This is a genomic window from Brevundimonas faecalis (genome assembly GCF_040549405.1).
GTDB lineage: Bacteria > Pseudomonadota > Alphaproteobacteria > Caulobacterales > Caulobacteraceae > Brevundimonas > Brevundimonas faecalis.
This window is the reverse complement of the sequence record NZ_JBEPTF010000001.1, coordinates 775,571-791,600: the sequence shown is the minus strand read 5'-3', so window position 1 is coordinate 791,600 and position 16,030 is coordinate 775,571. Positions and strand designations below refer to the sequence as shown.

The 16,030-nt window shown below is 66.8% G+C and carries 18 protein-coding genes; 8 read left to right on the top strand and 10 right to left on the bottom strand.

Going from position 1 to position 16,030, the window contains the following annotated elements; genetic code table 11:
• Positions 1 to 29: 29 nt before the first annotated feature.
• Positions 30 to 620, bottom strand: coding sequence for a hypothetical protein (locus ABIE19_RS03780; protein ID WP_354087788.1), 591 nt, complete (start codon positions 618 to 620; stop codon positions 30 to 32).
• A 100-nt stretch (positions 621 to 720) separates the two neighbouring features.
• Between ABIE19_RS03780 and ABIE19_RS03775 the strand changes: the two genes are divergently transcribed.
• Positions 721 to 2,547, top strand: coding sequence for an ABC-F family ATP-binding cassette domain-containing protein (locus ABIE19_RS03775; protein ID WP_354087787.1), 1,827 nt, complete (start codon positions 721 to 723; stop codon positions 2,545 to 2,547).
• A gap of 183 nt (positions 2,548 to 2,730) precedes the next feature.
• On the opposite strand, the gene ABIE19_RS03770 is transcribed toward ABIE19_RS03775, so the two are convergent.
• The gene (locus tag ABIE19_RS03770) at positions 2,731 to 3,285 is read right to left on the bottom strand and encodes a hypothetical protein (RefSeq protein WP_354087786.1); all 555 of its coding nucleotides are present in this window, start codon (positions 3,283 to 3,285) and stop codon (positions 2,731 to 2,733) included.
• 313 nt (positions 3,286 to 3,598) lie between these two features.
• On the opposite strand from ABIE19_RS03770, the gene ABIE19_RS03765 reads away from it, so the two are divergent.
• Complete coding sequence (locus tag ABIE19_RS03765; RefSeq protein ID WP_354087785.1) at positions 3,599 to 4,399, top strand: class I SAM-dependent methyltransferase; 801 nt, start codon at positions 3,599 to 3,601, stop codon at positions 4,397 to 4,399.
• A 261-nt stretch (positions 4,400 to 4,660) separates the two neighbouring features.
• Here the strand turns inward: ABIE19_RS03765 and ABIE19_RS03760 are convergent, their stop codons facing one another.
• Positions 4,661 to 5,299 (bottom strand): hypothetical protein, encoded by a 639-nt coding sequence (locus ABIE19_RS03760; RefSeq protein WP_354087784.1) that lies wholly within the window; start codon positions 5,297 to 5,299, stop codon positions 4,661 to 4,663.
• Between the two features lie 119 nt (positions 5,300 to 5,418).
• Positions 5,419 to 5,700: a hypothetical protein gene (locus ABIE19_RS03755; RefSeq protein WP_354087783.1), complete on the bottom strand. Its 282-nt coding sequence runs from the start codon at positions 5,698 to 5,700 to the stop codon at positions 5,419 to 5,421.
• A gap of 200 nt (positions 5,701 to 5,900) precedes the next feature.
• Here ABIE19_RS03755 and ABIE19_RS03750 point away from each other — a divergent pair, with 200 nt between their 5' ends.
• Positions 5,901 to 6,626 carry a hypothetical protein gene (locus tag ABIE19_RS03750; RefSeq protein ID WP_354087782.1) on the top strand — a complete coding sequence of 242 codons (726 nt, stop codon included), beginning with the start codon at positions 5,901 to 5,903 and terminating at the stop codon, positions 6,624 to 6,626.
• Positions 6,623 to 7,054: an HU family DNA-binding protein gene (locus ABIE19_RS03745; RefSeq protein WP_354087781.1), complete on the top strand. Its 432-nt coding sequence runs from the start codon at positions 6,623 to 6,625 to the stop codon at positions 7,052 to 7,054. The genes ABIE19_RS03750 and ABIE19_RS03745 overlap by 4 nt, the downstream gene beginning before the upstream one ends.
• 19 nt (positions 7,055 to 7,073) lie before the next feature.
• Here ABIE19_RS03745 and ABIE19_RS03740 read toward each other — a convergent pair whose 3' ends face one another.
• Together ABIE19_RS03740 and ABIE19_RS03735 are read right to left on the bottom strand one after the other, a co-directional pair.
• Positions 7,074 to 7,862 (bottom strand): TSUP family transporter, encoded by a 789-nt coding sequence (locus tag ABIE19_RS03740; protein WP_354087780.1) that lies wholly within the window; start codon positions 7,860 to 7,862, stop codon positions 7,074 to 7,076.
• Positions 7,863 to 7,919: 57 nt separating this feature from the next.
• Positions 7,920 to 9,233 (bottom strand): hypothetical protein, encoded by a 1,314-nt coding sequence (locus tag ABIE19_RS03735; protein WP_354087779.1) that lies wholly within the window; start codon positions 9,231 to 9,233, stop codon positions 7,920 to 7,922.
• Between the two features lie 107 nt (positions 9,234 to 9,340).
• Here ABIE19_RS03735 and ABIE19_RS03730 point away from each other — a divergent pair, with 107 nt between their 5' ends.
• Positions 9,341 to 9,895, top strand: coding sequence for a putative immunity protein (locus tag ABIE19_RS03730; RefSeq protein ID WP_354087778.1), 555 nt, complete (start codon positions 9,341 to 9,343; stop codon positions 9,893 to 9,895).
• Here the strand turns inward: ABIE19_RS03730 and ABIE19_RS03725 are convergent.
• From ABIE19_RS03725 to ABIE19_RS03715, 3 genes are all read right to left on the bottom strand, one after another.
• Positions 9,892 to 10,524 carry a glutathione S-transferase family protein gene (locus ABIE19_RS03725; RefSeq protein ID WP_354087777.1) on the bottom strand — a complete coding sequence of 211 codons (633 nt, stop codon included), beginning with the start codon at positions 10,522 to 10,524 and terminating at the stop codon, positions 9,892 to 9,894. The genes ABIE19_RS03730 and ABIE19_RS03725 overlap by 4 nt on opposite strands.
• A gap of 135 nt (positions 10,525 to 10,659) precedes the next feature.
• Positions 10,660 to 11,451 carry a hypothetical protein gene (locus ABIE19_RS03720; protein WP_354087776.1) on the bottom strand — a complete coding sequence of 264 codons (792 nt, stop codon included), beginning with the start codon at positions 11,449 to 11,451 and terminating at the stop codon, positions 10,660 to 10,662.
• Between the two features lie 172 nt (positions 11,452 to 11,623).
• Positions 11,624 to 12,157, bottom strand: a complete 534-nt coding sequence (locus ABIE19_RS03715; RefSeq protein WP_354087775.1) for a GNAT family N-acetyltransferase — start codon at positions 12,155 to 12,157, stop codon at positions 11,624 to 11,626.
• A gap of 222 nt (positions 12,158 to 12,379) precedes the next feature.
• Between ABIE19_RS03715 and ABIE19_RS03710 the strand changes: the two genes are divergently transcribed.
• The gene (locus ABIE19_RS03710; protein ID WP_354087774.1) at positions 12,380 to 13,006 is read left to right on the top strand and encodes a hypothetical protein; all 627 of its coding nucleotides are present in this window, start codon (positions 12,380 to 12,382) and stop codon (positions 13,004 to 13,006) included.
• A 152-nt stretch (positions 13,007 to 13,158) separates the two neighbouring features.
• Positions 13,159 to 13,665 carry a hypothetical protein gene (locus tag ABIE19_RS03705; protein WP_354087773.1) on the top strand — a complete coding sequence of 169 codons (507 nt, stop codon included), beginning with the start codon at positions 13,159 to 13,161 and terminating at the stop codon, positions 13,663 to 13,665.
• Positions 13,666 to 14,469: 804 nt separating this feature from the next.
• Here the strand turns inward: ABIE19_RS03705 and ABIE19_RS03700 are convergent.
• Entirely contained in the window at positions 14,470 to 15,120 is a 651-nt protein-coding gene (locus ABIE19_RS03700; protein WP_354087772.1) for a GNAT family N-acetyltransferase, read from the bottom strand.
• Between the two features lie 132 nt (positions 15,121 to 15,252).
• Here ABIE19_RS03700 and ABIE19_RS03695 point away from each other — a divergent pair, with 132 nt between their 5' ends.
• Positions 15,253 to 15,663, top strand: a complete 411-nt coding sequence (locus ABIE19_RS03695; protein ID WP_354087771.1) for a hypothetical protein — start codon at positions 15,253 to 15,255, stop codon at positions 15,661 to 15,663.
• Positions 15,664 to 16,030: the final 367 nt, after the last annotated feature.

The following is a 16,030-nucleotide window of genomic DNA, read 5'->3' as shown; positions in this document are numbered from 1 at the left end:
CCAGCCGGACGGTAGCAATCAAGACCCCGTCAATTTTGTCGCACCCTTCGCCGCGCCAGATAGACCCAGAGCGCCGCTCCCGAGGCCAGGAACACGCCCAGGAAGGCCGCCCCCAGGCCTCCAAAGACGGACGCCAAAAGCGCCCCCATGAAGCCCTGCCCCACGGCGATCACCGTCTGCGGTCCCGCCGCCCCGTCGTAGTCGGCTGAAATCCGGTAGGCGCCGGCCTGTTCGACGTCGAAGACGTTGATCGCCTCGCCCTGGCCGCCGCCCATCGTATAGTAGGAGCTGCCCGTCGGCGCGCGCACCGCGACCGGCGCTCCGTTCGCCGCCTCGACCCGAACGGCCAGGCCGGACACCTGATCGACCCGATAGACCCGGCCGTCCACGACGCTGTTGTACTCCAGAAAGACGGTGTGCCGGCCGGGCTCCAGCTTCAACTCGCGCGCGCCCGGCACGACGATCTGCTCCAGCCCGTCGTCCAGCTTGGACAACGAGGTGAACAGGATGACGCCCATGACCGCGAAGCCGCAGATCGCGGGCAGGACGGCCAGGGCGTACCACCCCCGGCCCGGCGCCTTGCGCGACCCCTCGTGTCGTTTCGAACCGTTCAGATCCATGCGCGCCCCGCCTCCCCTTTTTCAGCAGGACTACAGCCCGCGTCGCCGACTTGGTCAACGCCGATGGCCGAACCGGCGGTCAGTCGCTATATGGCCGCCCATGGCTGCTCGTCCCCCCCTCGTCGCCCTTAAGGATGTCCGTCTTCAGGATGGTCAGCGCCCGCTGTTCGACGGTGTCGACCTGGCGGTCGAGCCGCGCAGCCGCGCCGCCGTCGTCGGCCGCAACGGGGCCGGCAAGTCGACCCTGATGAAGGTGGCCATGGGCCTGGTCGAGGCCGACAGCGGCGACCGCGCCGTCCAGGCCGGGACCCGCTTCGCCTATGTGGCGCAGGAGCCGGACATCACTGGCGACACCCTGCTGGACTACGCCGCCTCGGGCGGGGCCGAGCGCTGGACCGCCGAGAGCTGGCTGACCACCTTCGGCCTCAACCCGGAAAAGCCCGCGCAGAACCTGTCCGGCGGAGAGACCCGCCGCGCCGCCCTGGCGAAAGCCTTCGCCGAGGAGCCCGACGTCCTGCTGCTGGACGAGCCGACCAACCACCTCGACATCCTGGCCATCGAACTGCTTGAGAACGAGCTGGTCCAGGCCCGCTTCGCCGTCCTGGTGGTCAGCCACGACCGCGCCTTCCTGAACAAGGTCACGAACACCGTCCACTGGCTGGACAACCGCCGCGTCCGCACCCTGAACAAGGGTTTCGACGCCTTCGACGACTGGGCCGCCAAGGTTCAGGAAGAAGAGGCCCTGGCCCTCGAAAAGCTGACCAAGACCATCGAGCGCGAGACCGAGACCTTCTACCGCTCCATCACCGCCCGCCGCACCCGTAACGAGGGCCGCGCCCGCAACCTGGCCGCCCTGCGCGCCGAACGCGCCGAGAAGATGAAGGACGTCCCGCGCGACCTCTATCTGGGCGTCGATTCCGGCGCCGTCTCGGGCAAGCTGGTGGCCGAGCTGAAGGGCGTGTCCAAGGTCTTCGGCCAGCGGACCATCTTCAAGGGCCTGACCACCCGCGTCATGCGCGGCGACCGCCTGGCCATCGTCGGCCCCAACGGTGCGGGCAAGACCACCCTGGTCAAGACCCTGCTGGGCGAACTGACGCCCGACGAAGGGACCGTCCGCCTCGGCGCCAATCTGGAGCCCGTCTATCTGGATCAGTCGCGCGAGGGGCTGAAGTCGGACATGACCCTGTGGGACGCCCTGACGCCGGGGGGCGGCGACTCCATCCTGGTGCGCGGCTTCTCCAAGCACGTCGCCGCCTACGCCAAGGACTTCCTGTTCCAGGAAAGCCAGTTGCGCCAGCCGATCTCGACCCTGTCGGGCGGGGAACGCAACCGCCTGCTGCTGGCCCGCGCCCTGGCCAAGCCCGCCAACATGCTGGTCCTCGACGAACCGACCAACGACCTGGACATGGACACCCTCGACAAGCTGGAAGAGCTGCTCGAGGGCTATGACGGCACCCTGATCCTGGTGTCCCACGACCGCGACTTCGTCGACCGCTTGGCCACCTCGACCATCGCCATGAACGGGCGCGGCGACATCGTCGAGACCCCCGGCGGCTGGCAGGACTTCCTGCGCCAGAACCCGACCTTCCTAAGTGACGAGTCACGAGTGGCGAGTGACGAGAAGAAAAAGCTCGGATCGCCGCCGTCCGCCCCTGCGCTCGCCACTCGCCACTCGCCACCCGCCACTTCCAAGAAGCTGTCCTACAAGGACGCCCGCCGTCTGGAAGAGGTCGAGAAGCTGATGGAGACCCTGCCGGTCGAGATCGCGAAGCAGGACGCCGTCCTCGCCGACCAGAGCCTCTACACCCGCGACCCCGCCGCCTTCGACCGCGCCATGAAGGCCGCCGAAAAGGCCCGCACCGACCTCGAAGCCGCCGAAATGGACTGGCTGGAGCTGGAAGAGAAGAAGGCCGCCCTGGCGGGGTGAGGGCGCTTCTTCTCCTCCCCATTCATGGGGAGGTGGATCGGCCGCACAGCGGCCGAGACGGAGGGGGCGTCGCCGACGCCTGCCGTCCCAGGCGCCTCAAAAACCAACCGTCCCGCCGCCCCCTCCACCATGCTTCGCATCGTCCCCCTCCCCGCAAGCGGGGAGGAAAGATCAGCGCCGCCCTCAGATCATCAGGAAGACGGTGTAGGCCGCCAGGGCCAGGAGGCCGGCGCGCTGGACGGCCGCGGCGGGCCAGATCAGCATGGGGATCAGGCAGGCGAACCGCACGCCCTGATAGAGAAGCATCTCCATGACCACCTGAACGCTCCATCGATCCAGCGTCGAGGTGTAGACGAGGTTCAGGATCGCGCTGGTGCAGATCGGCGTCAGAAGCGCCCAGACCAGGACCAGGCGATGGTCCACATAATAGTCTTCCAGCGAGGCGACCTCGCCGTCGCGCGGCGTCATCGTATGGCTGGCGAAGATATAGGGTAGGGCCATGCCCAGGCAGGCTAGGATTTCCTTGAGGCCGATGGCGATGTCGGCCTGGGCCCGGAACAGGGCGATCCACTGCTGGCTGGCCGAGAGCAGGATGACCACGCCCAGGAGCGGCGTGGTCCAGCCGACAGCCGTCTTCCGTCGCGCCTTGTACATGTTGGCGAAGGCCGAGGTGACGTTCGCCACCGCCAGCCCCAGCAACAAGGCGTAGAAGGCGAATATCGCTTCAAATCCTGACATCTCGCCCTCCCCCGGCGCTCCTTCATATCCGCGTTTTCCCAGAATGCGAAACCGTCCCTGACTCCTCCGCCGCTCCGCAGGGGAGGAGTCAGGGACGCCGCACAAGCCGCATCGCGTTGTCAGGACAGGCGCCGGGTGATAGAGGCCCTATCGAAACTGGGAAGCGCCGCCTTGATCTAGGACTGTCGACTGTTTGCGCGAAGACGCCTGAAACATTCAGGAACCGCGCAATAGCGCCCTGCGTCATTCGCAGGATCGAACATTCCTGATGTCCGGCCGACAGACCGGCCGGACCTTGATCCGAGCTTTCCACATGCCAGAATTCATCTCCGACGCGCTCGACGTCCTCGCGCACAATCAGACCGCCTGGGATCGACAGGCCGCCCTGGACTGCGACTGGTCGCGTCCCGTTTCTCCGGAGACCGTCGCCGCCGCCAGGGCCGGGCGATGGTCCGTTCAGTTGACGCCGGGCGCCCTGCCCGACGACTGGCTCGGCGATGTTCGCGGGCGACGCATCCTCTGCCTCGCCTCGGCGGGCGGCCAACAGGCGCCCGTCCTGGCCGCGGCCGGCGCCGAAACCACCGTGTTCGACATCTCGCGCAGGCAGCTCGATCAGGACCGTCTTGTCGCGGACCGCGACGGTCTTTCCCTGACCGTCGCGCAGGGCGACATGCGCGACCTCTCCATGTTCGAAGACGAGGCCTTCGACATCGTCTTCCATCCCATATCGAACCACTACGTCCCCGAGGTGAAGCCGATATGGCGCGAGTGCTTCCGCGTCCTGAAGCCCGGCGGGCGAATGCTGGCCGGCTTCTATAATCCGGCGATCTTCATCGGAGATCGCGACCCCGAACTGGTCCGGCAGGGCCTGATCCGACCCGTCTATTCGATCCCCTACGCCGACGCGACCGACCTGGCCCCGGACGCCCTGGCGGCCAAGGTCGAACGCGGCGAGGCCCTGGTCTTCGGCCACAGCCTGACCGATCTCGTCGCGGGCCAGATCGAGGCGGGCTTCGTGATCGCGGGCTTCCAGGAGGATCGACCCCCGGCGCCGCGCTTCCTGATCGACCATTGCCTGCCGACCTACCTGTCCACCCTGGCCCTCAAGACCTAGAGACAGGGATCAGGGCGCCTCAGCGGAACGGCTGAGAGCAGGCCCCCTAAACTCCTCCCCCGCCTGCGGGGGAGGGGGACCACGAAGTGGTGGAGGGGGCGACCACAGACGCCGACGTCGGCCCAGCTTCCGCCGGCCTCCACCCGAACCGGACACCGCCGCCCGAACCCTCGCCCCCTCCACCACGCTGCGCGCGGTCCCCCTCCCCCGCTTCGCAGGAGAGGAGAAGAAACGCCTCCCCCGCCTGCGGGAAGGCGGTCCCTAGGACGGCGTGGTTTCGCTCCAGCATTCGGCGAGCGCGGCCTCTCCGGCGCTCCACCATTGGCCGACCGGGCTGTTGACGTTGCCGACGATCTCCAGGGCCACGGTCGCGTCATCGTCCCCGGATCGCGCCAAGCTGTTCCAGAAGACATGCCGCGTTCCATCCAGGACGAGGCCCAGGTTGGCGCTCTCCGTCCCCAGGCGCGGAGCGTCGGGCCGGACCGGGGGCATATTCTCCATCGCCGTCAGCGTCTTCTCGACCGCCGGACATGATCGCGAATCCGCCCAGACCACGGTCCGCGTCCCGCCCGGCGCCCAGCTGATGCGCTTCACGACCCAGAACCAGGTCTGCTCCGCCCCCTGCCCTCGGAACACCGTGTAGAAGCTGTTCACCGACCATGCGCGCGACAGATAGGCGTACAGGCTGACGCCGCCGAAGGGCGGCCTCTGTTCAAGGGCCTCGGTTCGGCTCGGCCGCTGGGTTTCGGCGAAAATTCCGCCCTGTGCGCGCGCCTCCTCCAGGGCGCTGCCCTGGTTCTGGGCCTTGTTCTGGGCCTGATTGCCGGCCTGGGCCTGGGTCGCGGCGAGCGTCCCGAGCAACAGCAGCTTCAGCATGAACAGCCTGGAACCGATCTTCATCGCCCCGCCCTCCTCCGGCGGCCCAGCCTAGGCGCCGACCGCGCCCCTCGACAAGCGACGGCTATCAAACGGAAACGGCGGCCCCGGTCGGAGCCGCCGTCCCCTGTCTGGCGCCCCGATCAGTTGGGATCGCCGGGCAGTCCCGCACAGCGGGGATAGCTGGCCGCCACGCATTGCTCGAACGCAGCCGCCTCGTCCATGTCGCCCAGGTTCGGCGGCCGGGGCTGGCCCGAGGAATCCCGAGGGTAGCAGTCGTAATAGGCGTTCAGCATGCACATGTCGTACTGGGACAGGCCCTGGGCCTCGGCCGGGGACGCGCCCGGCGTGACGGCCGCCGTCAGACCCGCCGCAGCCAGGACCACGGCGCCCAGCGCCAGCCTGCGAATAATGGAACCGCTCATTTCACCCTCCCTTGGAGACAACCTCCACGCGAAGGGAGGCAGGCGACGGCATAGATTCGCAAAACAATAATACGTGAAACTCTCTCAGGACCGTCACCCGAACTCCTCCCCCGCTGCGCAGGGTAGGAGAAGCAGCCCTCGATTGACGAACGATGTTCGACAAATAGAATGACCCCTCCTGCAACCGCCCCCGTCACGCCATGACCCTTATCCGCTCTCTGTGGCCCTGGACGCCGGACTTCGGCTCTCGCCCTATCGAGGTCGAGGGCGAGCAGACGGCGGCCGTCTTTCTGAACAGGAGCGAGGCGGAGGTCGTGGAGGCGGCCCGCCTGCTGGCGGCCGACCTGCCGCTGGCGCAGGGGACCCGCGTCGGCTGGTTCATGGCGGACGAGGTCCTGGCCGACGACACGATCGGCGGCCTGCTGCTCTATGTCGACGACGGCCAGACCCGCATGGCCCAGCGTTTCCTGCGCGATCAGGCCGGGGCCCTGACCGTCCATTTCGAGTTGCTGGTGCTGGAGAGCCTGCTTCAGGGCCAGCGCCTGACGCGGACCGCCCTGCGGAACGCCGCCGTGGTCTACGACCATCTGGGCGTGGCCCGATGCCGCGCCTACGCCAATTTCGACATCGGCGGCTACGCCTGGGCCAAGCTGGGCGCCTGCCCCGAAAACCCCGCCAGGGTCAGGGCGGAGCTGAAGGACCGGCTGGACCAGGCCGGGGACGCCTTCACCCCCTATGAACGCGAGATGCTGAGGCGGCTGATCGACGCCGCCTCGGCCCAGACCCTGATGCGCGATCTGGCCAGCGCCGTCGGCGCCGACGACAAGCCCTTGGGCAGACCCCTGCTGATAGGCTATTCTTGGAGCGCGTCCTGGGATCTTCAGGACGTCGCCCAGAGGCGCAGAGTCACGGAGGCCCTGTCATGAGCCCCAAGTTCAAGGCCGATCCCGGTTCCGCCCCGCCCTACGACATGCCCGACGGCTTCACCGACATCGTCGGCGGCGGGGAGGCGGCCATCAACTGGCGCCCTCGCGCCATCGAGGAACTGGTCGCGGAGGCCGAGGCCGAGACCGATCTCCCCCTGACCCACGCCGAGCTGATCGAGCGGGTGACGATCCGTTCCGGCCTGCCCGAGACGGAGGTGGCCCGCATCCTGGACCAGACGATGGAGACCCTGGCCGAACAGCTCATCGCCGGTCACCCCGTCATGCTTGAGCGCTTGGGGGTCATCAAGATCGCCAAGATCGAAACCGTCGTCATTCCCGCCCAGGAGGCCAGGGTGATGGAAGTCCTGGAATTCATCCCCGACGAGGACCTGGTCCAGGCCGTCGAGGAGGGCGAGGCGGCCGGCTGAAGACGCCCTTCGCCCTTGGTCAGAAGAAGCCGGCCAGCCAGACCCGCAGGGGGTTGGTCGGGTCGGACAGCAGCTTGACCACCATGGCCAGGCAGATGACGACCAGCAGGGGCCGGATCAGGCGCGGGCCGAAGCGCATGGCCGCGTGGGAGCCCAGCCAGCCGCCGATCACCTGGCCGACCGCCATCGACAGGCCGACGGCCCACAGCACCTGGCCGCCGACGGCGAAGACCGCGACCGAGACCAGGTTGCTGGCCAGGTTCAGCGCCTTGGTGTGGGCCGTGGCGCGGGTCAGGCCCATGCCCAGCAGGGTGACCAGGGCCAGGGCGAAGAAGGAGCCGGCGCCGGGGCCGAAGAAGCCGTCGTAGAAGCCGATCCCCCCGGCCACGGCCCCGAAGGCGAAGGGCGTCAGCCGGGCGTGGACGTCCTCGTCGCTCGCCTTCGGCCCGACCAGGAAATAGACGGCGATGGCCGCCAGCAGCAGCGGCAGCAGGACCATCAGCCAGGTCGTGTCCACGAACATGACCGTCACGGCGCCCAGGGCCGCCCCGACCACCGTGGCGATCAGCGGCCACTTCAGCAGGGCGAAGTCGATCCGTCCCTTGCGCCAGAAGGTCCAGGTCGCCGCCGCCGTGCCGCAACTGCCCTGGATCTTGTTGGTGGCGATGGCCGCCACGGGGCTGACCCCGGCGGCCAGCAGAGCCGGCACGGTGATCAGTCCCCCGCCCCCGGCGATGGCGTCGACGAAGCCCGCCGCGACCGCGGCCAGGAACAGCAGGGCGATGATTTCAGGGGCGAGTTCGAGCATGCCCCGCACCTACGCCGACCCGCGCCCCCGATCCAGCGCCTTGCAGAAACGCCGCCCCTAGGGCGCGGCGGCCTCTCGCGCCCCGAGGAAGCGGGTCGCGCTGAGGGTCGGGGCCAGGATCGCGATGTCGTAGCCGAGCGCCAGACGTCGCCACTCCGGCGTATAATTGGCTGCGGCCGGACCACGCAGGCGACGCAGGTCCACCAGGAACCAGTCCTCGGCCGCCATGTCGGCGGGACGCGCCAGCGCGACCTCCTTGCGCCAGTCCTCGCCCTCCTCGGTCAGGGCGTCGAAGGTGCGGACGACGGCGGGTCGCCCGACGCCGTTGTAGCCGGCCTCCGAGCCGCGCGTTCCCAAAACGACCACGTGAAGCGCATTCACGCCCTCGCCGTCGGCGCGCTCGGCCACGAAGGCGCCGAGATCGCGCTGATCCAGCGGGTTGAGACTCTTGTACAGATGCCAGCCGCCGAACTTCATCAGGACCCGCGCCCCCGGGTTTTCGGCCAGACGACCCGCCAGGGTCCGCTTCATCAGTCGCGCGCGGCGCCCGTTGGGATCGCCCTGCCCCTTCTGCGACGCCTGGTAGATGGCGTGGGTCTCGGCCAGGGCCTCGAACAGTTCGCCGACCCTGTCTCCTCCGTCGCGAGCGACGGCCGCCCGGGTCCGCTCCAGGGTCTCGTCCGTCACCGTGAACAGCAGCAGGTCGCCGGGCGAGCCGGATTCCAGGGCCTCGCGCGTCGCCTCCCGTTCCTGTTCCGACAGGGCCTGGATCGCGGCGCGGGCGACCGGACCGGGACCGGCCGCCAGCATCTGCTCCAGCAGGTGGCCGCTGGCCCCCAGGAACTCCTGGTCCAGCCCCCAGAGCGCGAAGTCAGGGCCGGCCGCCGCTGCGCAGTCCGCCGCCATCCGGGCCTCGTCGGGACTGTTGAAGAAGATCAGGGCGTCGGGATGGCCGCGCGCGAAGTCGGCGATCCTCTGATCTCGATCCGGCGCGCGCATGTCGGCGTCGATCGCCCTGGCGGCCTCCGGCCCCATCTCGACCGCCATGGCCGTCAGGCCGCCCGGCGCCATCAGCCGGCAGACCTGAGCCGTGAAGGCGGGAATCTCCCGCGAGTGATGGCTTTCGCCGACCATGACGTAGCGGCTGGCGGCTACGGCCTGGGCCAGGATCTCCGCCCCCGGCCCGGAAAGCCCGTCCGGCCCGACCTTCAGCGCCGCTCCGGCCTGGGCCAGGCCCTCGGCCGACGGCGGGGCGGGCTGCGGATTCTGCGCTGCGGCCTGGGCCTGAGCCTGAGCCTGGGCCTGGGCCTGAGACGCGATCGCCCCCAGACCCATCGCCGCCAGAAGCTTCACCCAGGATTTCATGGACATGGCCTTCCCCGTTCGTTTCGCGACGACGCATCCCAGATTCAGGGTCGGAGCGCAGCTTAAGCTTTGCTCATGATCCAGATGGGACCGAAACTGCTAGAACCGTCGGCATGAGCGCCCCCGAACCCTTCGCCCTGAGCATGGCCGAGCTGCGCGAGACGGCGCGCTATGCGGCCGCCTGCGCCCGGCCTGTCCTGGCGGTCTTCGAGCGCGACCGCCCCAGCGACCTGCGTCCGCGCGCGGCGCTGGACGCCGCCGAGGCCTTCGCGGCGGGCGCGCCTCGCAGCAAGGCCCTGCGCGACGCCGCATGGGCCGCGCAAGGGGCGGCGATCGCGGCGCGCGACGACGGCTTGTCCGCCGCGTCGGAAGCCGCGCGGGCGGCCATGGCGGCGGCCGCCGCGGGCTTTCTGCATCCCCTGCCCCAGGCCGCCCAGGTCAAGCACGTCCTGGGCGCCGCCGCCCATGCCGCCCGCGCCCTGGAGCAGGAAGCCGCAGACGATCCGGCCGTCGCGTCCGCCGCCCTGGACCGCGCGCGCCGCGCCGCCGCGCCGTCGGTGATCGCGGTCCTCCGCCGCTATCCGCCCGCCCCGCCCGGCGGCGGCCGCACGGGCGCCCTGATCCGCGAACTGGACGCCCTGCTGCGATCCGCCCCTGAGCCGGGCTAGGCGGTCCGGGTCAGAAGCCGCAGCCCCTCCTCCATTTCATCGATCACGCGGCCGATGTGCGGGTCCTGTCGCGACATGCGGGCGTAGGCGTGGAGGGTCGAACCCGGTTCGAGCAGGTCCAGGCCGATGCGCTCGCCCGTCACGCCGACCGCGAACAGGGCGGGCGCCAGGGCGCAGTCGGCGATCGAGAGTTCGTCGCAAAGCGCGTATCGCGGCCCGGTCAGAAGCCGGTCGATCATCATGACGCTGTTCAGGGCGTCCTCCACCGCGCGCCGCGCGCCCGCGCCGTCGGTGCGGGGATCGGCGAGCGCCACGAGGGGCGGCGTCAGATAGAGATCGACGCACTGAACCAACAGCCGGGCGGTCGCCCGATCAAGCACGTCGACCGGCGTCAGCGGCGGATCGGGAAAGCGCTCCTCCAGATACTCGACCAGGACCGCGGACTCCCAAAGGGCCCCGCCCTCGTCGAGCAGGACGGGAACACGGCCGGCGGGGCTGAAATCCCGGAACGCTCGGCTTTCGCGCCAGTCCGCAGGCGGCGGGACGATGTCGACCGGCAGCCCCTTGGCGTAGACCGCGATGCGAACCCGCGCCGCGAACGGCGACGCCGGAAGACTGATCAGCTCCATGTCCAGGCTCCCCCAGCGGCCCGCAGACCGTCCTTGAACGACGCATCTTCCGAGCCCGCCCCGCCGCGTCAACGCGAAACGGCGCCGCGACCTTGAGGCCGAAGAACAGACATGGCCTTGGGCGGCTAGGGGTGGTTAGCGGACTTCCCCATCCCGTTGCGGCGCCACAGCTCTGTAGAGATGATCCTGTTGTCCAAAGATGACGCTGATATTGCGGGGGCCGCTTCGTTCGCTGCAGTCGAGCACTACGGCACGCTCACCAACCCACAGCGCGCGACCCTTGCAAGAAGGGATCGCGGGCTGAAGATAGAGCTGGGCGTCGGCAGAATAGCCGCGCACCTCATACCTCTTCACGGTGTAGGCGACTGTCTGGCCCAAGGTGACGGCGGCGAGGATGGCGGCGGCGATGGCTGCGATGCCGGCGCGCAGGCTCCTTTTTCTATGAAAACGCAGAGCGGGTTGACCGAGCAGACCAACCAGCACGAAGCCGCTCGAGGACACTGCGGCCGCTGCGCCTTGGTCGGCTTCGCCTTGGGATAGTCCCCAGAGGCCCAGGGCGAAAACAAGGGCGGCGATGATGAGCGCAATCCGGCCAAACCAACGCAACCGCCCTCTAAGGCCTCCGATGACCCAGGCGGCCAGCAGCGCCATTGCCAAGGGAATGGCAAAGAAGAGAAGCGATAGACCCGACATTACGACGTCAGTGACCGTTGCGAGTTGGAGGAAGTTCAGACCCCAACGATCAAACACCGCCTGATTTGCGAATATTGACACGGCAAACGATGCGACGGTGACGACGGAGAAAAACTCAGTCAGCCGTTTGGCAAGCTGAAATCCCCCTGATCGAATAACCGGGACGCTGGTCGGCGCTGCGGGCTTCCTGACGTCAGATGCGACTTCCCTGCCTTGCTGCAACTGGTCTGTCATGATTTCCCCGATAGATGAGGAATGGTAGCCGAAACTGCGGCGGAATGAGAAGCGGGATCGACCGGTTCATAAGAGGCGATGGGTCTGACGACATCAGGTCGAAAGCAGAAGTTGGCCTCCCCCCATCCCTGAAACCACGAAAGCCCGCCTTTCGAAGAAACCTTAATCGCGCCTAGCGGACCCACGCATAGACGTCGCTCGCACCGGCTCGTTCTCCGAGTTGGGGTCGTTCTTCCCAGTTGGCCAAGGTCGCCTCGTACGTCAGACCTAGGTTTCTGAGCACGCCCGCCGACCCGGCATTATCTGGATGGCAAGTCGCCCAGATGCGGAAGATCGAATCCTGCGTCATCGTCCAGTCGACTACGGCTGACGCGGCCTCGGAGGCGAAGCCCTGCCCCCAGAAAGCGTCTCCGAAGATGTAGCCCAATTCAGCCTTTGGGGGGCTCGCCCGAAGCTCGACGACGCCCATGAACTGACCCAAAGCCCTGTGGGTGACCGCCCACGGAAACGCTTGGCCTGAGGCCCAGGCATCGACGCAGCGGCGCGCAAACGCCTCTGAATCTGCGACTCCGGCGTGTCGAACAAAATTCATGAAACGCGTCGGGGCGACCTGCCCTGCGTAGGTGCTGAAGATAGCGGGAGCGTCGGTCGCCTCGACCGGACGCAGTTCAAGCCGTGCCGTCTGAAACCGAACCGGGGGGCGCATCTAGTCCACAACCTTCGAAACCTTGTCCCGCATTAGGTTGCGCCCGACCCTGATCGTCAAGATTGGGCCTGACCCCCGCCCCGGATACAGGATGCGTCTCCAGCTTAGCGCCGGAAGGTCCGCAATGGGTCGTGAGCCGAAGTTCGCTCAAGGCTGGGAAGGCGGACATCGCGACCGCGCGCCGCTGGACCAAGGTCCGAGTTTCCGACAAGCTGACCCTCTATGGAATGGTCCACACGCGCCTTTCTCGCCGTCCTCATCGGGGGCCTGCTGGTCGCTTCATGCGACGCGCCGGATGACGTCCCCAAGCTTGAGGCGCTCCATCCGACTTACGAGGGCGACATCTACTTGGGCGTGCCGCTCAAGGTAAGGCGGGGCGATGTAAACTGTGGTATAAGCGCTACCGCCCCCACTATAGTAGCGATCGGAGAGGCGGGAAACCGTGTCGAAGCCTCGATCTGGACGGCTCGCTGCGATGCGGATCCGCCGAACCCAGATGATGAGGGCTTCGCGTTAGAGGTCGAATTGTTCGATTGCCGTGATCGGAAACACCTTGCGCTCGAATCTGTCGACGGAGACATCAGCTATGAGCGGATCTCCGTCAGCAACGGCAGCGGCCCGCCGGGGTTGGACCCGGATCCGGAACTGGCCACCCGGGCGACCTTCCTTGTTCCTCTGCAGCAGCGCAGGCGGGCCCTGACATTCAGACTTACGGGCCAGAGTCCCGGCTGTCGCGCAATGGTGACCATACCGCCGACGCACGTCGCCGCACTGGCCGCTTGGGAGCAGGACAACTACCGCAGCTTCCTGGCGCTCAATCCCGAGTTCCGCCAAGAAGCGACGCCCTAGGCGCCGGAAGCGGGCCTTCGCCTTCTGGTTGGAAAGCGGACCTGAACCCACGACGAACCGCAGTAGACGGCTCGACGTCTTGATAATGGTGAGAGACGAATACAGCATCGCATCAGGCGTGCAGATCCAACGTTCGGAATCGGATATTCTCCATGAAGACATTGCTGTTGTTCGGCGGCTTATTCACGCTCGTTGCATCGGCTTGTCCGAGCGGCTCGGCGTCGGCCTGTTCGCCGCCTCCGCCGCCGCCTCCATGGTTCACGTCAGATCAGATAGAGGCGCAATTTGCAGAGAGAATCTTGGCTGGCCAACGAGAAGCTTGGGAAGGCGCAACGACAGTCTTCATTGCCAGGGTCGCCGAGCAGGGAGCCATCCGGATAGCCCCTCAGCTATTCGGACGACGGGCTGTCCTGATCCCGGTCCTGCAACTTAAGGGGCCGAAGGTACAGCGCAGGATTACAATTCGGCACACTGGCTATCTATGTGGAATGACGCCGGGATTCGATGCCCTGCGTGAGGATGCGGAAGGCTACTTCGTCGTCTATTCAGGCGCTGATCGTCCCACCAATGAGACCATCTGGACCACGACGCCAGTGAACGATCTTGTGGAACCGAAGGCGTTGGAGGCTTGGTCTCTCGCTACTTCGCCCGGCAACTGACGGCGGCGGAACCTCGCCCTTCGTGCCGAATAGCGGACACGCCAAGGGTCTGAAATGGGTGAAAAGCGGACACCCGGTCTCCCGAACCTGAGTTTTACTGAACCTCCCACCGGGCAATGGCGTAATACTGGTCGCCCGGCATTGGGTCCTCTCCTTTGGTTACAAGCGTTCCGGTCAAGAGAGCTCTGATCGCCCAGACGCCGAACCGCGATCCGGGGGCGGATTCATCGGTCAGCTCGCACGCGGTCGTCACCTTGCCTGCGCCAACATCGCAACGAAGAAGAGCCCAGCCCTTGCCCTTTCCATCGACAGGGAAGCTTGCCGTTTCAACAAACTCAGGCTCAGTCTGGCGTTGGTTCGAATACGAGCACTTGACCTGAGGGATCGACATATCGGGCTTTCGCCACCCTCCGAAGGGCGCGACATCGCTCAGCCTCACCGTCGATCTGGACGCAGATGGAAGCGCCGCAAAGCCTATATGCTCCAGACCAAGACGACCCCCATCCGTCGCGGCGCGTATAGCTCCAGTCTGCATGAAACTGTTCGTAGCCAGTATCCGTGACGATTGGGGCCACGCGGGTTCCGCGGATCTCGCTCTCGGGAAGCGAGGAAGGCGAGCAGGTGCTCTGAACGGATGCGCCATCCCGAATTATAGGCGGCGGGGTGCTTTCCGGCGAGCATGCCGTCATGGCGGCTACAAGGCCAAGAGATGCAATCGTGCGCGTCATCAGATGACACTCCCATCACACGAGGAATGTTCGCAAGGGTCGTTTCCAGTCCTGGGCCTCAGCGCCGAAAGCGGGCCTAGGCTTCCGGGATGAAAGCGGTCGTCCAGGGAGACAGGAACGTCCACCCCATGGTCTCGTAAAGGCTGCGCCCCTGAGCCGTCGCGACCAAGGCTTGGCGAGCGCCAGGCGACGTGCGGGCGGCGCCGAGCATTTTCATGATCGCCCTCCCAAGCCCTCGGCGCCTATGCGCCTCATCGGTGGAGACCCGGTCATAGACAAAACAGTCGCCGGCCTCCGCGGCAAAGCCGCTGGCGACCGTCGCTCCGTCCATGGTGCGGACCTTGGCCTCCACGACGTCGCCGTTTGCAACGACGATCGCCTCATACCCCGAAGGCAATGCGGGGACCGGACCCATGTCGCCCGACAAGATCATGAAATGGCCTTCGGACCGGACCTGCCACCTGGGTGGAAGCGCTGAACGCATCGCCCTTTCCGAGCCGAACAGTTTGAGAAGTATCCCGGGCTCGCCGACAGACCGCCCGATCTCCTCCAGACCGCCCGCCGCTTCGGCGAAGACATAGCGGCGCACCTCCTTCGGCGACCCCGTCTCCACGCGCCATCCTCCGCTGTCATCGACCGGCGCCGGAAGTCCTCGCGCGATGGACCGCGCCGTCAGCCAGTCCCTGACGAGCGTTGCATTCGACCCCGCGAGCTGGCTTTCAGTCATCTGTTCTTCTTAGCGGAAGGTGTGAAAGCCCGAGAGGGTGGAAAGCGGACACGGACAATGCTCAGTTTAGGCATGGCCAATGCAACTTTCTCACGCTGTCAGACGTCACTCAGGGCTGGGTGCGCACTAGCCATGCTGGCCTTGGTGAGCTGTGCAGACGAGGGCGACTACGGCTTGCCCGGCCACTGGTTTCCGACAGAGATCAACGGCCAAGACGTCACCGGGTCTAGCGTGGAGCTTTGGCTCGACAACATCGAGACAACCGATCTCACGCCCACCGCCTACGAACTACGCCTTGGCTGCGCGGATGCGGGTCGATGGGATTCGAAGCGGGAACTGCTGGTCAGCGACGCCACATACGCGGGCCGGGCGCCGCAGGATCAATGCCAAGCTGCAGACGCACCCCGCCTGGACGCCTTGCGTCGCATGACTCACGAAGGGGTCACGATTGGGGTGGATGCGGAGACCTACGAGGTCAGCTTTTCGACCGCATCAGGACAATCGGCCCGCTTCACCTACTTCCCATCGCCCGTTGTCGACTAGCTGTCTGTGACCCTGCTGGAGCGCAGACGGACGCCGCGAAGGTCCGCAGCGGGTTGCGAAGCGAAGTTCGCTTAGGGTGGGGAGCGGACATCAAGCCGTCGCTCATCGCTTTCGGGTCGCCACCTTCAGTCCAACGATCTGGCAGACTATGAAGCCAAGCCCCAAGCCTATGACCAAGAGCCACAACAAGCCATCGGAACCGGCCCTACTGCTCGGGCCGGGACCGATAGCCCAGACCACAAAGCTCACCAAGGCGATGTATGAAGCCAGCCCGTAGAGCGCGGAAATCAACACGAATGCTATGAGTCCGCGAAGCAACCGCGTCACCAACATGGTGGGCATGGATTGCCTTGTAGAAGCGATTGAT

What these genes read in the sequence shown, in the direction of transcription:
- ABIE19_RS03780 (WP_354087788.1), bottom strand. Translation starts at nt 620, where the DNA reads ATGGATCTGAACGGTTCGAAACGACACGAGGGGTCGCGCAAGGCGCCG.
- ABIE19_RS03775 (WP_354087787.1), top strand. Translation starts at nt 721, where the DNA reads ATGGCTGCTCGTCCCCCCCTCGTCGCCCTTAAGGATGTCCGTCTTCAG.
- ABIE19_RS03770 (WP_354087786.1), bottom strand. Translation starts at nt 3,285, where the DNA reads ATGTCAGGATTTGAAGCGATATTCGCCTTCTACGCCTTGTTGCTGGGG.
- ABIE19_RS03765 (WP_354087785.1), top strand. Translation starts at nt 3,599, where the DNA reads ATGCCAGAATTCATCTCCGACGCGCTCGACGTCCTCGCGCACAATCAG.
- ABIE19_RS03760 (WP_354087784.1), bottom strand. Translation starts at nt 5,299, where the DNA reads ATGAAGATCGGTTCCAGGCTGTTCATGCTGAAGCTGCTGTTGCTCGGG.
- ABIE19_RS03755 (WP_354087783.1), bottom strand. Translation starts at nt 5,700, where the DNA reads ATGAGCGGTTCCATTATTCGCAGGCTGGCGCTGGGCGCCGTGGTCCTG.
- ABIE19_RS03750 (WP_354087782.1), top strand. Translation starts at nt 5,901, where the DNA reads ATGACCCTTATCCGCTCTCTGTGGCCCTGGACGCCGGACTTCGGCTCT.
- ABIE19_RS03745 (WP_354087781.1), top strand. Translation starts at nt 6,623, where the DNA reads ATGAGCCCCAAGTTCAAGGCCGATCCCGGTTCCGCCCCGCCCTACGAC.
- ABIE19_RS03740 (WP_354087780.1), bottom strand. Translation starts at nt 7,862, where the DNA reads ATGCTCGAACTCGCCCCTGAAATCATCGCCCTGCTGTTCCTGGCCGCG.
- ABIE19_RS03735 (WP_354087779.1), bottom strand. Translation starts at nt 9,233, where the DNA reads ATGTCCATGAAATCCTGGGTGAAGCTTCTGGCGGCGATGGGTCTGGGG.
- ABIE19_RS03730 (WP_354087778.1), top strand. Translation starts at nt 9,341, where the DNA reads ATGAGCGCCCCCGAACCCTTCGCCCTGAGCATGGCCGAGCTGCGCGAG.
- ABIE19_RS03725 (WP_354087777.1), bottom strand. Translation starts at nt 10,524, where the DNA reads ATGGAGCTGATCAGTCTTCCGGCGTCGCCGTTCGCGGCGCGGGTTCGC.
- ABIE19_RS03720 (WP_354087776.1), bottom strand. Translation starts at nt 11,451, where the DNA reads ATGACAGACCAGTTGCAGCAAGGCAGGGAAGTCGCATCTGACGTCAGG.
- ABIE19_RS03715 (WP_354087775.1), bottom strand. Translation starts at nt 12,157, where the DNA reads ATGCGCCCCCCGGTTCGGTTTCAGACGGCACGGCTTGAACTGCGTCCG.
- ABIE19_RS03710 (WP_354087774.1), top strand. Translation starts at nt 12,380, where the DNA reads ATGGAATGGTCCACACGCGCCTTTCTCGCCGTCCTCATCGGGGGCCTG.
- ABIE19_RS03705 (WP_354087773.1), top strand. Translation starts at nt 13,159, where the DNA reads ATGAAGACATTGCTGTTGTTCGGCGGCTTATTCACGCTCGTTGCATCG.
- ABIE19_RS03700 (WP_354087772.1), bottom strand. Translation starts at nt 15,120, where the DNA reads ATGACTGAAAGCCAGCTCGCGGGGTCGAATGCAACGCTCGTCAGGGAC.
- ABIE19_RS03695 (WP_354087771.1), top strand. Translation starts at nt 15,253, where the DNA reads ATGCTGGCCTTGGTGAGCTGTGCAGACGAGGGCGACTACGGCTTGCCC.